This window comes from Flavobacterium sp. DSR2-3-3, from assembly GCF_049896585.1.
In the GTDB taxonomy this organism is placed as follows: domain Bacteria; phylum Bacteroidota; class Bacteroidia; order Flavobacteriales; family Flavobacteriaceae; genus Flavobacterium.
Genome location: NZ_JAFCUP010000007.1, coordinates 191,658 through 206,019, shown reverse-complemented (window position 1 = coordinate 206,019; position 14,362 = coordinate 191,658). Strand labels below are relative to the sequence as shown.

Here is a 14,362-nt window from a genome sequence, read left to right as displayed (position 1 = left end):
AATTAGGTATAACAAGCGCGCTCTTTATGTGTGTATTTTCGAGCGTAGTTACGCGTTGCACACATCGTCCCCGCTACTACAGCGGGTTTGGGACTAAAATTAGACCCTGTTTTCGGATTTGCCGCTCGATCGATAGCGAACAGGCGAAGCAAATTATCCCAAATACAAAACCAACTTTCCATTAATTCTATTGCTCAAATCTGATGTTGTAGCTGTTAGGAAACGTATTTTCTATTTACTTATTAATCGGATTATTATAATTCCCGGTGCTACCATTAGTGATATATAAATTAGTTTTGTCATAACAAAATATTCAAATGGAACTATGATACTTTCATTCCATTTTACTTTATAATAATCTGGATAACTTAAACGAAATTTTTTATTATCAATCGGTTCATGATTTTCGTATTTACGTAAGATTATTTGATATTTTTCTTGAAGTCTAAAACAAAATTGCATTTTTTCTTTTTCTGTTGCTTCAGTTTCATAAGATTTATAATTCTGTAATTCATTGTACAAATCAGCTAGGTCTAGTGCGCAATCGTGGGAGGCTTTAGCTTTTACTAAATAATTTTGCGTGTTTTCAAAAACCGAAAAAATAAGTAGAAATATTGAAATTGCTGTTATAGCAAATGCAATCAAATTTGGGTTATATTCTTTTGCATTATATAAATTATAAACTGATAAGAAACCGAATATGATTAAATAAGCTGATAAAATTGTTAAACCTAAATTCGAGTATTTAGCTGTTGTTTTATTTCTCGTGTCTGCATAAAATCTAGTGCCTTTAGTTGACCAAATTTTATGTTTTAGTTCTTCGAGAAAATCTTTATCCAGGTGTTCTTTTCCTTTTTCTTTTACAAAAGTTGATTTACTTTCTTTAGTCATTTTTTGTTTTTTGTAATATGTTGTCTAACTAGTATTTATGTCAGACTTATCACCTAAAAATAGGATAGTAGGTCTGCTTTACATCAAATTTTATTTATTTTCAAATATATAAATAAATCGCTGAAAATACTTATAAAAAAACAGTAATTCATTTATTTTCAAACATATATTCTTTCCATGTAGGATTATCACGGGAAACAGTTAACGGACTTATTTATCACAAAATCCCTAGCCCCGACGGCAGTGGAAAGCCTATGCCGGTTGAAAACTGCTTTTTTCTGGTGGTGGCAGAGCGACCAAAGGAAGCTCCTGACAACGGCTAGAAAAAGGGTTTGAAACCAAATAGCTTGCAGCGTAAGGCGGGAGTTGCTCCTGAAATAAATTCAGGATAAATCCTGAAAAAGATCCTGAAATAAATAGATAGATCCTGAAATAAATTCAGGATAAAAATTCAGGATAAAAAAAAATTCCCCAACTACTTTCGTAATTGGGGAATTTAATTTAAGGTATCGAAACGATTATTAGTTTACAATAACCCATTGTCCAGAAGCGATTAAGCTCTCGGCTTTTTTATATTTCATTTCCTGCGTTTGTCCGTTAGCCACGTTTTGAATCGTTACGTTGTCATTGCGATTGATTTTTGGCATATCTCTCACGATAGTTTCGGTAACTTGTCGTTGTTGCGTTTGACCAGCTTCACGATTTGAAGCTTCACTACTGATGATTTCATCTTTCGAAGTAGTGTAATCTTCTACCGGAGCAACTTCTTTCGCTTCTTGAATTTGTTGGTTTTCCTGAGCCGGTAAATCTCCTTTGAACAAGAATGAAATTACCTCTTTGTTGACATTGTCAATCATGGCTCTGAACAAATTGAAGGCTTCCAGTTTGTAAATTAGCAACGGATCCTTTTGTTCGTGAACTGCAAGTTGAACCGATTGTTTTAATTCGTCCATTTTACGCAAGTGTTTTTTCCAAGCTTCATCTACAATTGCCAGAGTGATGTTTTTCTCGAAATCAGCCACTAGTTGCGCACCTTTTGTGTCATAAGCTATTTTCAAATCAGTAACCACATTCAACGATTTTATTCCATCCGTAAACGGAACAACGATGCGCTCAAATTGGTTGTTTTTATCTTCGTAAACGCTTTTTATGATTGGGAAAGCTTCTCTTGCACTTCTTTCCGTTTTCTCTGTATAATATTCTAATGTTGCTTTATACACTTTTCCTGTTAACTCCATTTCGCTCAACTTAGTGAACTCACTTTCGGTAACCGGTGACGTGATTGAGAAATAACGAATCAATTCAAATTCAAAGTTTTTGAAATTATTAGTTGCTTTATTATCATCAATGATTAGTTCGCAGGTATCATAAAGCATGTTGGCAATATCCAATTTCAATCGCTCTCCAAACAAAGCATGACGACGACGTTTGTAAACTACTTCACGTTGTGCATTCATAACATCATCGTATTCCAATAAACGTTTACGAACGCCAAAGTTGTTTTCTTCTACTTTTTTCTGAGCACGTTCAATCGATTTTGTCATCATCGAATGTTGAATCACTTCACCTTCCTGTAATCCCATTCGGTCCATTACTTTAGCGACTCTTTCAGAACCAAACAAACGCATTAGGTTATCTTCAAGAGAAACGTAAAACTGAGAACTTCCAGGATCACCTTGACGTCCTGCACGACCACGTAGCTGACGGTCAACACGGCGTGAATCATGACGCTCTGTTCCTACAATTGCTAATCCACCAGCGGCTTTTACTTCGGCAGATAATTTAATATCGGTACCACGACCCGCCATGTTCGTTGCAATAGTTACCACTCCTGGTTTTCCGGCTTCTTCAACAATTTGCGCTTCTTGTTTGTGCATTTTTGCATTTAATACGTTGTGTGCAACACCACGCATTTTCAACATTCGGCTTAATAATTCTGAAATCTCTACAGAAGTCGTACCAATTAAAACCGGTCTTCCTGCTTTAGATAATTCGGTTACGTCTTCAATAACGGCATTAAATTTTTCACGAGTCGTTTTATAAATAAAATCCTCTTTGTCTTTTCTTGCCATTCCTCTGTTCGTAGGAATTTCTACAACGTCTAATTTATATATTTGCCACAACTCACCCGCTTCAGTTACTGCAGTTCCAGTCATTCCTCCCAGTTTGTTGTACATTCTGAAGTAATTCTGTAACGTAACGGTTGCAAATGTTTGAGTAGCTGCTTCGATTTTTACATTTTCTTTGGCTTCAATCGCTTGGTGCAATCCGTCAGAATAACGACGACCATCCATGATACGACCGGTTTGTTCATCAACAATCATGATTTTATTATCCATGATTACATATTCTACATCTTTTTCGAATAAAGCGTAGGCTTTCAAAAGTTGTGTCAAAGTGTGAATACGTTCGCTTTTTACACCGAAATCCTGAAACAATTTTTCTTTTTCTTCGGCTTCCGTGTCTTTATCTAATTTTTTCTTTTCGATAGCGGCAATTTCAGTTCCAATGTCCGGAAGTACAAAAAAGTCAGCATCAGTATCTCCAGAAAGGTATTGAATTCCGTTATCTGTCAATTCAACTTGATTGTTTTTTTCTTCTATAACAAAATACAATGCCTCATCAATCTTGTGCATTTCTCTTTTGTTATCCTGCATGTATTGATTTTCAGTTTTTTGAAGCAATTGTTTAATTCCTTCTTCACTCAAAAACTTGATCAATGCTTTATTTTTTGGCAACGCTCTGTAAGCTCTAAGTAATTGAACTCCACCTTCTTTAGTTTTCGCCTCCTTGATTAACTTTTTTGCTTCAGATAAAAAACCGTTTGCCAACTGTCTCTGTATGCTTACTAAGTTTTCAATTTTCGGTTTCATTTCCATGAATTCGTGACGATCTCCTTGCGGAACCGGACCTGAAATAATTAATGGAGTTCTGGCATCATCAATTAAAACTGAATCGACCTCATCGACAATCGCGAAATTGTGTTTTCGTTGCACTAGATCCTCTGGCGAATGTGCCATGTTATCTCTTAAATAGTCAAAACCAAATTCATTATTGGTTCCGTATGTGATATCAGCGTCGTAAGCTTTTTTTCTTCCTTCTGAACTTGGTTGGTAATTGTCAATACACTCTACAGACATACCATGGAATTCGAATAATGGCGCTTTCCAGGTGCTATCTCTTTTTGCCAAATAATCATTTACGGTTACTAAATGCACACCGTTTCCAGTCAATGCATTCAAGTAAAGCGGTAAAGTTGCCACTAATGTTTTTCCTTCACCTGTTTGCATTTCAGCAACTTTTCCCTCATGCAAAACCATTCCGCCAATCAATTGAACATCATAATGAATCATGTCCCAAGTAATTTCTTTCCCTGCAGCACTCCATGAATTTGCCCAAATAGAAGTGTCACCATCTAAGGTAATGTAGCTTTTTGTTGCTGAAAGTTCACGGTCTTTTGGAGTTGCCATCACCACTATTTGCGTGTTGTCTTTGAAACGTCTTGCTGTTTCTTTTACCACTGCAAAAGCTTCAGGAAGAATTTCCATCAATGTTTTTTCCGAAATATCGTAGGCTTCTTTTTCAAGTGCGTCAATAGCTACGTAGATATCTTCTCTTTTATCAATATCTACAATGTTTTCAACTTCTTGTTTCAGAGCTTCAATTTTCGTGTCTTTTTCCGAACGAGCTTGTTTTATTTTGTCTTTAAAAAAGATCGTTCTCTCTCTAAGTTCATCATGTGATAATGTTTTTAGAGGTTCTTCGAAAGTTTTTATTTTGTTGAGATAAGGTTGTAAGGCTTTGACATCTTTTTGAGATTTATCCCCAACAAAGACTTTAATAATACTATTTATAAAACTCATGATATGTTTTTATTTCTAATTGTGTAATTCTGTAAATTTAAACCAAAAAAAAGCCTCTTTTGAGACTTTTTTATTGGTTTACCTTTTAATATTCATCCTCATTCCAAAGATAATCTTCGTCCGTAGGATAATCTGGCCATATTTCTTCCATTGATTCATATATTTCGCCTTCATCCTCGATAGATTGAAGGTTTTCTACTACCTCTAATGGAGCCCCTGCTCTAATAGCGTAGTCAATAAGTTCGTCTTTGTTAGCAGGCCACGGTGCATCACTAAGATAGGATGCTAATTCTAATGTCCAATACATCTGTTGTCGATTTAGTTTTGTGCAAAAATAAATTTTTTACTGAAAAATACAAGTAAAAAATGATTTATTTTTAGTTAAAGTTAAGAACGTTTTAATTAGTATTCAATGTTTGGTCCCGACGCTTCAGAATTATTGTTCAGCTTTAAACTGCAAACTTACAACTTTAAACTCCCAACTACTTCCTCGGAATCCATTGAACTTCGGCAGCTTTCAAGTCATGAGACAACTTTCGTGCCAACACAAAAAGGTAGTCAGAAAGTCGGTTTAAGTACTTGATTGCGATTTCAGCAACGGGTTCATTGTGGCTTAAATGGACCGCTAAACGCTCTGCTCTTCGACAAACACAGCGTGCAATATGACAATATGACACGGTAGTGTGTCCGCCAGGAAGTACAAAATGAGTCATTGGAGGTAATGCTTCTTCCATAGCATCAATTTCATTTTCTAATAATTCAATATCAGATTCGATAATTCCCAGGTTTTTCAAACGAAGTTCCCCATTTTTCATTACTACTTTTTCCGCAGGCGTTGCTAAAATAGCACCAACAGTAAATAAACGATCCTGAATTTCAATAAGAATTTCTTTGTAATGCGCATTCATTTCTTGATCGCGAATCAAACCAATATGAGAATTTAATTCGTCAACGGTTCCGTAACTTTCTATTCGGGCATGGTCTTTTGGAACTCTGGTTCCTCCAAAGAGTGCTGTTGTTCCTTTATCTCCAGTTTTTGTATATACTTTCATCCATCGAAGGTTTATTTGATTTTAAAAAAAAACAAATTTAGGCTATTAATTTTATTATTGCCGCAACAAATCGTTCCAGTGAATTTTCACTTAGATCAAAATATAAATCGGGTTCTATGCATTCAATTTCCATTAAATAGAGTTCGTTTTCAATAAGGATTCCGTCAACTCTTGCATACAGTAGATCCTTTGGTAACGAATCAACAATTTTTTGTGCTTTTTCAATCACTTCCTTATTAGGTTGAACCAAAGTATATTTTCCTCCAAAGAGGGATTGTACTCTAAAATCGCCTTCAACGGGTTTTTTATTTACCGCGTGAGAGAATTTTTTATTGAAAAAGATAAAAGAAGTTTCACCCAATGTTTGAATTTCCGGCATGAATTCCTGCAAAAGCAATTCTTTGTCAGCCGCAATAGTTTTGTATTTCTCGCTAATGGCTTGAATTTCGGAAATTTCGAAAACTTCGGTAAGATAAGATCCTGCCGAAAATGCCGGTTTTATTACGGCTTTTTTCCAGTGTGGAGGAATCAGTTCAACAAGATTGAGATGTTCTGTCTTGTCAATGAAAACGGTAGGCAAAATGGTGATTCCTTGCTGTTCCATTTCACGCAAATAGAACTTATGAATGTTTTGCGTGATTATTTTAATTGGGTTCAGCGTTTTTATTTCCAGTTGCGCTATTTGGTCAAGCCAAATTTTAAACTCGGTTTCTTTTTCGAAATAGTCCCAAGTATTGCGAAAAATTAAATAATCAAAATCATTCCAATTGATGGTTTTGTCATCCCAAATAGCGGCGGTGGCTTCTATATTATGTTTGGCTAAAGCCGGAATTATTTTTCGATCTTCGGGATTTAAATCTGGAAGTTTTTCGCAGGTTAGTATAGCGATTTTCATTTTTGAGTAGGTGTTATTTGGAAAATTAAATGGTATCGTGTTTGGGATTTCCTAGCCCGGATAAAAGCGGCATCCTCTTTCTTGACATTCAGACGAAGGAAGAATGGCAAGAAAGAGATAGAGCGGATAGCCGGAAAAAGCTCCCGAAAAAAAACTATTTGGTTGTATCGCTTTCAATAAGTCCGTCACGCAAACGAATGACTCTGTGAGCATATTCAGCAATTTCCTCCTCGTGTGTTACCAGAATCACGGTGTTGCCATTGGCGTGGATGTCTCCAAAAAGTTTCATGATTTCGAGCGATGTTTTGCTGTCCAGATTTCCGGTTGGTTCATCGGCAAGGATGATAGAGGGTTTGTTGACCAAAGCGCGGGCAATGGCTACACGCTGGCGTTGTCCTCCTGACAGTTGATTGGGCTGGTGGTCCATTCTGTCGGCAAGATTTACCTGTTCAAGAACTTCAGTGGCGCGTTTGTTTCTTTCTGATTTAGAATAACCGGCGTAAATCATCGGTAAAGCCACGTTGTCTAAGGCGGTTGTTCGGGGTAAAAGGTTGAAAGTCTGGAAAACGAATCCGATTTCTTTGTTTCGAATTTCAGCTAACTCATCATCTTTCATCTGGCTGACGTCCTTTCCGTTCAGAATATAAGTCCCGGAAGTTGGCGTGTCTAAACAGCCTAATAAATTCATTAAAGTTGATTTTCCAGATCCTGAAGGTCCCATTAATGCAACATATTCGCCTTTATTTATTTCTAAATCAATGCCTTTTAGAACATAAACGATTTCATTTCCAAGTACAAAATCTCGTTTGATATTGGTTATTTTGATTAGCGGGTTTGCCATTAGAATATATGATTTTTGACCTCCTACTGCGCGTAGGCTGCTATTAAATTAGATTTTAAAAGTACAAAAACTTTTGAATTATTAATAAGTAGTTGTTTTTTAAAATTTGTTACACATTCTAACTGCTGAAATTTCAGACTTTACTTTTATTTTTTTTGACCTGCTGCCGTGGTAGTGGTCTTTTTAAGTTCACGTTTACATAAAATTTGGGTTTGATATTTTATATAATTTTAATCTAAATTTATAGAATTCACACTTTTATAATTTTTATTTCACAATTAATTAAATAACTTACATAATTATTGGGTATCTGTTGAATATAACACAACGTTACTTACATTTGTTTAATAATAATTAATCAAACCGATATTATGAAAAATACAAAAGTAGTTTTAGGATTAGCGGTAATCGCTATTGGATTTGCATCTTGCAAAGATGAAAAAGCGGAACAAGCAGAGAAAAAAGTGGACACGTATGTAATGTATGTAGATTCATTAGGTAATGTTACTGCTGAAGACGCTAAAAGCAATTGGGAAGGAATAGAAGCTGCTTACTTAATAAGAAGCGGAGAAGCTGAAGCAGCTATCGCAAACATGAAAGATAATGTGGAGGCGCAAGCACGTCTTGACGCAAGTAGAGCCAAATATGAAGCTTTGAGAGCCAAATATGAAGTTCAAAAAGCGGAGGCTGAAGTAGCTGTAGCAGCGGCGGCACCTAACCCAAAACAACAACTACGAAATGCATTGTTTGGTGAAGGAAAAATGGGTGAGGATATGAATTTTAATTGGGTAAATGCAACGAATATTCATAATGTTTACCAGCAATTTGTACATACTGCTGAGGATAATAAAGACAGATATTCTCGTGAAGACTGGGATGAAATTAAAGTAATGTATGAAGCATTGGATAGCAGAAAAAATACTGTTGAAAAAGAAGGACTTTCTTCTGAAGATAATAGAAAAATTGCTGGTTTGAAAGCAAAATTCGGCCCAATGTATACATTGAACAGAATGGGAGCTAAATCAGGAGAAATGAAAAGAGCTAAAGAATAGCGAATAATAAATTCAATATTAAAAATGACAGTCAGCAATGGCTGTCATTTTTTTTACGTTAAATTCTTATTATAAAATGTTCCTTAGGTTGTTCTCTTCTAAAAAACACTAGTCCCCACTGAAACGTATCAATAGTTACCGTCACTTTGGGATGTTTTTTTATGATTTCCCACGCCTCTTCCATTTGTGACGACCAATGAATGTCATCGAATATCCAAACAGTTTCGTTTGTAATTGTCGGAAGTAATTCTTCGAAATAATCTAAAGTCGCTTTCTTGGAGTGATTTCCGTCGAAATAAATTAAGGAAAAGTGTTCAGTGTTTAGTTTGAAGTGTTCAGTTGTAGTTTCTGGTGATGAATTTCGTTTCTCTAAATAAGAATTAAACGTAGTTACAATAGATTCTACATTGTTGCAATTGAATTTTTGGAATTGTAATTGAGCAATTTTTGCAGTTTCTGGACAACCTTCTAAAGTGATTATTGTTGCTTTTCTTACAACGCTTCGGGACGCAAAAGAAAGCGCCGAAGTAGCCAATCCTAATGAAGTTCCAATTTCTAAAATAGTTGAAGGCTGAAAATAATTGGTGATTTTGAATAATAATTCGGCTCGCTTCGAAGAAATTCCTGCTGTTTTGGCAATCTTGGAAATAACTCTAATATTCGATTTGAAAACTTTCGAACCCGCCCCAAAATCAGTGACTTCAATCGTATTGTTGTTTGCTAAAAGCGAGTTTCGGTACTTTTTTAAAACAGCATATTCCGGTTTTGTCTTTTTGTCATAGAAACATTTCGTCAATAAATTAAAGACGAACGGAGAATGTACAGCATGCTCATTTTTTGAGTGCCAAAGGAATTGTAAATACGATTTTATTTGGAATAACATAAAAATAGCTGCAAAGTAGGCGCGAAGATAGTAAGATAATAGTCGAAAGTCAAAAACGAAACAACATCTTAATGCTTGGATTTGCAAGTTTATAAGTTTAGAACTTTACGACTTTAAAAAGTCTATATTTGCGCCCTTGAATTTGCAAAAGAATAAGACCCATTTTTTACAATAATGATTGAACAGATAGAACATAAAAGTGCCATAAGCTTAGAAGAAATCGACCGTTGCATCGCTATTTTGGCACAATTGAATACCGATACCGACCAAATATTTGATATCCCAAAAGAACAACGCACCGCTTTAATCAAAGCGGCGGGAATGTTTTCCAGGCCCGATCGTGACGAGCTTTCCCGAAGAAAAAAAGACGGAAAAGTGGCTGCCAAACGCAAAATGGAAAAGCGGGACCGAACCGCCCGAAAGGAAACTGGAATTCGGTATGCCCGTGAAGCAAGCGTTTTTATGGCGCCAAAACTTTTGGCTTACAATGATCTTGTAAACAAAGAACAATTGGAACTGGAAACGCCACGAAACTGTTACGTGTGTAAAACGGAGTTTACTAAAATGCACCATTTTTACGATACGATGTGTATGGATTGTGGTGATTTAAATTATGCCAAACGTTTTCAAACCGCAGATGTAAACGGACAAGTAGCCGTTATTACAGGCTCTCGTCTGAAAATTGGGTACCACATTACGTTGATGTTGTTGCGTGGTGGAGCCACAGTTATTGCAACAACCCGTTTTCCCGTGGATTCCGCTTTGCGTTTTTCTAAAGAAGCTGATTTTATCGATTGGGGACATCGCTTGAAAATTCACGGATTGGATTTGCGACACATTCCCAGTGTGGAGATTTTTTGCAATTTTATTGAACAAAAATACGAGCGTTTGGATATTCTGATCAATAATGCAGCGCAAACCGTGCGGCGTCCCGCCGGATTTTATGCGCATTTAATGGAAAACGAGGATCGTTCCATTGCTTCTCTGCCGCAACATGCGCAAGAATTATTACTAGATCATACCAATTGTCTGGATGAATTAAAAGTATTGACTTCAGGAGCTTCCTCCAATCAAAATATGCCCGTGACTTGGCACGGACCAGAACCCGGAATTGGGTTGCGGGCTTCCGCCAAATTATCGCAGATTCCGTATTCATTTGATAATGCTTTGGTGGCAAACGAAGTTTTCCCGGAAGGAGAACTCGATGCCGATTTGCAACAAGTGGATTTGAGAAAAACCAACAGCTGGCGTTTACGTTTGGGACAAATAGAAACCACAGAAATGATCGAAGTCCAGCTCGTGAATTCGGTAGCGCCTTTTGTATTATGTAACCGCCTTTCGGAAGTAATGAAGAAAGACAATACTGGAAAAAAACACATCATCAATGTATCGGCAATGGAAGGGAAGTTTCATCGCTTTTTCAAGGAAGACCGTCATCCGCATACCAATATGGCAAAAGCAGCGTTGAATATGCTGACGCACACTTCTTCGGGAACTTTGGCAAAAGATGGGATTTTTATGAATGCGGTCGATACCGGTTGGGTAACCGACGAAGATCCCGCAGAATTGGCCAAAAGAAAACAGGAAGAAGAGGATTTTCAACCGCCATTAGATATTGTGGATGGAGCAGCACGAGTGATGGATCCGTTGTTTGATGGTATCAATACAGGAAAACATTGGTGCGGGAAGTTTTTGAAAGATTACAATCCGATTCCTTGGTAAAAGCGATAAGTTTATAAAACGAAAAACCACAACAGAATTAAATTTGTTGTGGTTTTTTTATGTGTTAATGTCAGCATTGTTTACCATTCTCGAAGCATTTTTTCGACCTCTTTTTGTAGAATGGGTAAATGGAGGATTACAATTCCCCAAATCACGTCATCCGAAACCGAATCATAACCGTGAATTATTCTATTTCTAACATCTACTATTTTTCGGGAGTTCGAAATAATTATTTCACTATCTTCTTTTAAAATTCGGTTCATTGCTTCACCAATGATTTCAATATTCCTTTCGACAGCTCTTTTTGTTCTTATGTCATTTTCAAAGACTTTAAATTCTTTAGATCTGTCAATAAAATAACTTTCAATTTCATTAATGGAACTTAAAATATCATAAAGCCAAGTTTTAATATTATTGTCCATAAATCAGTTGTTTATTTTGATTTATGGTTTTTCTAAAATAAGGATTTTTTATTGCTTTTTCTTCAAGCAAATCAATTTCTCTTTTTAATATTGTCTCTAATGAAAATTTCAAATCATAATAATTATCTGCATAATCTAAGACATCTAGCGGTTGAAATTCAACGATTAAGTCAATGTCACTATCCGGATTGAATTTTTCAGTTAAAACAGAACCAAATGCATACAATGACTTAACATTATGCGTTTTGCATAATTTTGTTATATCAGCGTTATGGCTTTCTATTGGATTCATGGTGTAGATAGTTTAATTCAAAAATACGCAAAATAATTCATTTACGGGAATTGTTGTAAAGGTGAATTCCTATTTGATTTATTATATGGTTCAATGTTGTGAGCGCAAAGTCAGAGACATTTGCGCAGCATAATCAAGAAATATTGTGTATTTCGCTAACTCAACTTAAAAAAGAGCAATCGGCAATTCATGTTGACGGCTACCATCTTTAGCACTTGATTCAAACAAAACCAGCGTCAATTTAGAATTCTCTCGTTTTTTCTGAACAGCAATTGTAAAATCAAAGTTGCCCCACTCGGGAGCTCCCGCATCAGTCGTCTGAAATCCCGTCTCTAACTCGTCGTGTCCGTCTTCAATAATCCAGTTGAAGCTTGCCTCAAATATTTGTCCTTGTCCGCGTACTCGGAATTTGTTTTCGTCTATCCGTTCCACAGTTACCTCTTTGAAGCGTACATTAGAATATTGCTTAGGCAAAAGAATTTCTGGCTTTTTAGCCTTTATTACTGTAGTGGTTTCAGGAATTTCCATTATGGTATCCTTAGCAGTTGTGGTGCCTTGAGTTTCCTTGTTATTGCATGCGAATAAAAAAAGTGTCGATACTAAAATTGCCCATCTCATAAATTATATTGAATAATGTTTTTTTTTAATTAAATAATTAGTTTTAAGAAGATTTGGTATAGAAACATTGGGCAGAGGAATTATTCTTTAGCTTTAAAACGTTTTAATTCTGCTACTGGTTCAATAGCATGGTATCCTTTCCATATTTTAGGATCGTATGATTTTATGGCTACCAGTTTGAATTCATTTTCAACAACTTTCGTAACATCAGTATCTGTTACAAGGGAATGTGATAGATTTAAAAATTCGGTTTTAGTCGTAGAGTTTCCTTCAAATTTTATGTCTAATGATAGAATATCTTTGTCTTCTTTTGTGATTTCAATAAATTTCAAAGGACGGTTTACATAAAAATATTGACCTAATTCTTCAGAGGCGTAGTGCAGGTAATAGTTCTTTTCGTCTGATTTTTTTCGGTACATTAAAATTCCTTTGTTGTTATTTTGGGCTACTTTAATGCCTAAGAGCCATTTTAAATTAACATTGTTTAGCTTTTCTCCTTCATCAAGTTGGAATTCAGCTCTAAGAACGGCATAATCAGACTCATTGATAAAGAGTTTACCGGTATATTTTGCTCTGCTTTTTTTTGGTGAAAATGAAAGTACAAATGCATAATCGTTATCCTCAGTAAAAGTAGTTCCTTCAAATTTGTAGCGGTACAAATCTGGATTGTTTATAAAATCATGCTCGGAAGAATTGATTAAATTATTTTTTTGTATGAATTCTGTTAAATTGTATTTGGTGGATATTAACAGAGTGCTTTTATCTGCTGTTTTAGATTTTGTTTTCTTTTTATTGAAATCTTTTCTTAAAGAAATGGTATCTCGAGAACCGATGAGTCCACTTTTAATGCGGTAATACTTTGTAGAATCTAAGTGCTTTAACATTGTTTTTATACCAATTTCTTTCAACTCTTCTGATGAGGTTGCACTTCCTTCATTTTTGAGAACAGTTGCTTTTAGAACGTTAATTTTATGCGATTCAAATGATTTATTATCTTTTTTTACGGTATGAGTATACAAATTACACAACATGTCCTTGTACTCTTTAGGAGGTGATTTAATCAAGGCATTGGTAAAATTTTGAACATCACTATTGACTTGCTTAAGCGCTTGTTTTGAAAAACCTGTCGACTGATTAACATCAACTACAACTTCTTTAGGAGACGTAGCATTTGATTTTCTCACAAATAACATGTCTTTAGTAGGATTATCGGTATTGCTATAATTTATAGAAAGATTAGCCTTTACCGCAGCCATGATAACGTAAGGATTAGGTTTTTCACCATTTACTGGTACATCATCCAATTCAAAAATAGTAGGAGTGAGTGCTATAATGTAATCTAGTTTTGATAATTGACTTACCTTAACTTCAAGATTTTTGTAGCCTAGATAGGTAATGGTTAGTGTATTTTCGTCTTGAATTGCAGTTTCAGCAAGGTTAAAAAAACCTTCGGCATTTGAGATCAAATGTTCTTTTTTATCAATGTTGATGGTGGCGCAGGGTATGGGCTCTTTAGTAGTTGCATCAATTATTTTTACTGAAATATTTTGTGACCAAGAATAATGAAAAAATAAAATCGTACTCAACAAGAGCAGGTATGGTATGAATTTAGATTTTTTTTTAATGGGTATGTTTGTAGATTTTACTTTCATTTGAGTTGATTATGAGTTTGATGATTGAAATTGATAGTCAAATGTATATGTTATTTCAATACTCAAGTAGTGTAATTGTGCTAATTTTCTGTTAATATATTCATGCGAAAAACCCCACCACAAGCTACGATTACGTAAATTGGGATGGGGTTTTTACAATAATTGAATACAATTATAAG

13 protein-coding genes are annotated in these 14,362 nt (G+C 35.4%); 2 read left to right on the top strand and 11 right to left on the bottom strand.

What is annotated here, in order from left to right; translation table 11 throughout:
* Positions 1-231: 231 nt before the first annotated feature.
* From ACP7AQ_RS11525 to ACP7AQ_RS11500, 6 genes are all read right to left on the bottom strand, one after another.
* Positions 232-891, bottom strand: coding sequence for an SLATT domain-containing protein (locus tag ACP7AQ_RS11525; RefSeq protein ID WP_426095540.1), 660 nt, complete (start codon positions 889-891; stop codon positions 232-234).
* A gap of 521 nt (positions 892-1,412) precedes the next feature.
* Complete coding sequence (gene secA / locus ACP7AQ_RS11520) at positions 1,413-4,754, bottom strand: preprotein translocase subunit SecA (RefSeq protein WP_426095539.1); 3,342 nt, start codon at positions 4,752-4,754, stop codon at positions 1,413-1,415.
* Between the two features lie 85 nt (positions 4,755-4,839).
* The gene (locus ACP7AQ_RS11515; RefSeq protein ID WP_007138072.1) at positions 4,840-5,061 is read right to left on the bottom strand and encodes a DUF2795 domain-containing protein; all 222 of its coding nucleotides are present in this window, start codon (positions 5,059-5,061) and stop codon (positions 4,840-4,842) included.
* A 175-nt stretch (positions 5,062-5,236) separates the two neighbouring features.
* Positions 5,237-5,806: a cob(I)yrinic acid a,c-diamide adenosyltransferase gene (locus tag ACP7AQ_RS11510; RefSeq protein ID WP_426092480.1), complete on the bottom strand. Its 570-nt coding sequence runs from the start codon at positions 5,804-5,806 to the stop codon at positions 5,237-5,239.
* Between the two features lie 37 nt (positions 5,807-5,843).
* The gene (locus ACP7AQ_RS11505) at positions 5,844-6,701 is read right to left on the bottom strand and encodes an ATP-grasp domain-containing protein (RefSeq protein ID WP_426064569.1); all 858 of its coding nucleotides are present in this window, start codon (positions 6,699-6,701) and stop codon (positions 5,844-5,846) included.
* Between the two features lie 154 nt (positions 6,702-6,855).
* The gene (locus tag ACP7AQ_RS11500; RefSeq protein ID WP_426064570.1) at positions 6,856-7,542 is read right to left on the bottom strand and encodes an ABC transporter ATP-binding protein; all 687 of its coding nucleotides are present in this window, start codon (positions 7,540-7,542) and stop codon (positions 6,856-6,858) included.
* 371 nt (positions 7,543-7,913) lie between these two features.
* Between ACP7AQ_RS11500 and ACP7AQ_RS11495 the strand changes: the two genes are divergently transcribed.
* Entirely contained in the window at positions 7,914-8,594 is a 681-nt protein-coding gene (locus ACP7AQ_RS11495; RefSeq protein WP_426095538.1) for a hypothetical protein, read from the top strand.
* Positions 8,595-8,652: 58 nt separating this feature from the next.
* On the opposite strand, the gene ACP7AQ_RS11490 is transcribed toward ACP7AQ_RS11495, so the two are convergent.
* Complete coding sequence (locus ACP7AQ_RS11490) at positions 8,653-9,477, bottom strand: O-methyltransferase (protein WP_426064572.1); 825 nt, start codon at positions 9,475-9,477, stop codon at positions 8,653-8,655.
* Positions 9,478-9,651: 174 nt separating this feature from the next.
* Between ACP7AQ_RS11490 and ACP7AQ_RS11485 the strand changes: the two genes are divergently transcribed.
* Entirely contained in the window at positions 9,652-11,199 is a 1,548-nt protein-coding gene (locus ACP7AQ_RS11485) for an SDR family NAD(P)-dependent oxidoreductase (protein WP_426095537.1), read from the top strand.
* Positions 11,200-11,279: 80 nt separating this feature from the next.
* On the opposite strand, the gene ACP7AQ_RS11480 is transcribed toward ACP7AQ_RS11485, so the two are convergent.
* The 4 genes from ACP7AQ_RS11480 to ACP7AQ_RS11465 form a co-directional block, all read right to left on the bottom strand.
* Positions 11,280-11,621, bottom strand: coding sequence for a DUF86 domain-containing protein (locus ACP7AQ_RS11480; protein ID WP_426095536.1), 342 nt, complete (start codon positions 11,619-11,621; stop codon positions 11,280-11,282).
* Positions 11,611-11,913, bottom strand: coding sequence for a nucleotidyltransferase family protein (locus ACP7AQ_RS11475; RefSeq protein WP_426064575.1), 303 nt, complete (start codon positions 11,911-11,913; stop codon positions 11,611-11,613). Before ACP7AQ_RS11475 ends, ACP7AQ_RS11480 begins: the two co-directional genes overlap by 11 nt.
* A 165-nt stretch (positions 11,914-12,078) precedes the next feature.
* A complete protein-coding gene (locus ACP7AQ_RS11470; RefSeq protein WP_426095535.1) occupies positions 12,079-12,531 on the bottom strand; it encodes a Gmad2 immunoglobulin-like domain-containing protein in 453 nt (150 codons plus the stop codon).
* 80 nt (positions 12,532-12,611) lie between these two features.
* Positions 12,612-14,183: a carboxypeptidase-like regulatory domain-containing protein gene (locus ACP7AQ_RS11465; RefSeq protein WP_426095534.1), complete on the bottom strand. Its 1,572-nt coding sequence runs from the start codon at positions 14,181-14,183 to the stop codon at positions 12,612-12,614.
* Between the last annotated feature and the right edge of the window lie 179 nt (positions 14,184-14,362).

Coding starts and splice junctions, on each gene's coding strand:
- ACP7AQ_RS11525 (WP_426095540.1), bottom strand. CDS start 891: ATGACTAAAGAAAGTAAATCAACTTTTGTAAAAGAAAAAGGAAAAGAA.
- secA (WP_426095539.1), bottom strand. CDS start 4,754: ATGAGTTTTATAAATAGTATTATTAAAGTCTTTGTTGGGGATAAATCT.
- ACP7AQ_RS11515 (WP_007138072.1), bottom strand. CDS start 5,061: ATGTATTGGACATTAGAATTAGCATCCTATCTTAGTGATGCACCGTGG.
- ACP7AQ_RS11510 (WP_426092480.1), bottom strand. CDS start 5,806: ATGAAAGTATATACAAAAACTGGAGATAAAGGAACAACAGCACTCTTT.
- ACP7AQ_RS11505 (WP_426064569.1), bottom strand. CDS start 6,701: ATGAAAATCGCTATACTAACCTGCGAAAAACTTCCAGATTTAAATCCC.
- ACP7AQ_RS11500 (WP_426064570.1), bottom strand. CDS start 7,542: ATGGCAAACCCGCTAATCAAAATAACCAATATCAAACGAGATTTTGTA.
- ACP7AQ_RS11495 (WP_426095538.1), top strand. CDS start 7,914: ATGAAAAATACAAAAGTAGTTTTAGGATTAGCGGTAATCGCTATTGGA.
- ACP7AQ_RS11490 (WP_426064572.1), bottom strand. CDS start 9,477: ATGTTATTCCAAATAAAATCGTATTTACAATTCCTTTGGCACTCAAAA.
- ACP7AQ_RS11485 (WP_426095537.1), top strand. CDS start 9,652: ATGATTGAACAGATAGAACATAAAAGTGCCATAAGCTTAGAAGAAATC.
- ACP7AQ_RS11480 (WP_426095536.1), bottom strand. CDS start 11,621: ATGGACAATAATATTAAAACTTGGCTTTATGATATTTTAAGTTCCATT.
- ACP7AQ_RS11475 (WP_426064575.1), bottom strand. CDS start 11,913: ATGAATCCAATAGAAAGCCATAACGCTGATATAACAAAATTATGCAAA.
- ACP7AQ_RS11470 (WP_426095535.1), bottom strand. CDS start 12,531: ATGAGATGGGCAATTTTAGTATCGACACTTTTTTTATTCGCATGCAAT.
- ACP7AQ_RS11465 (WP_426095534.1), bottom strand. CDS start 14,183: ATGAAAGTAAAATCTACAAACATACCCATTAAAAAAAAATCTAAATTC.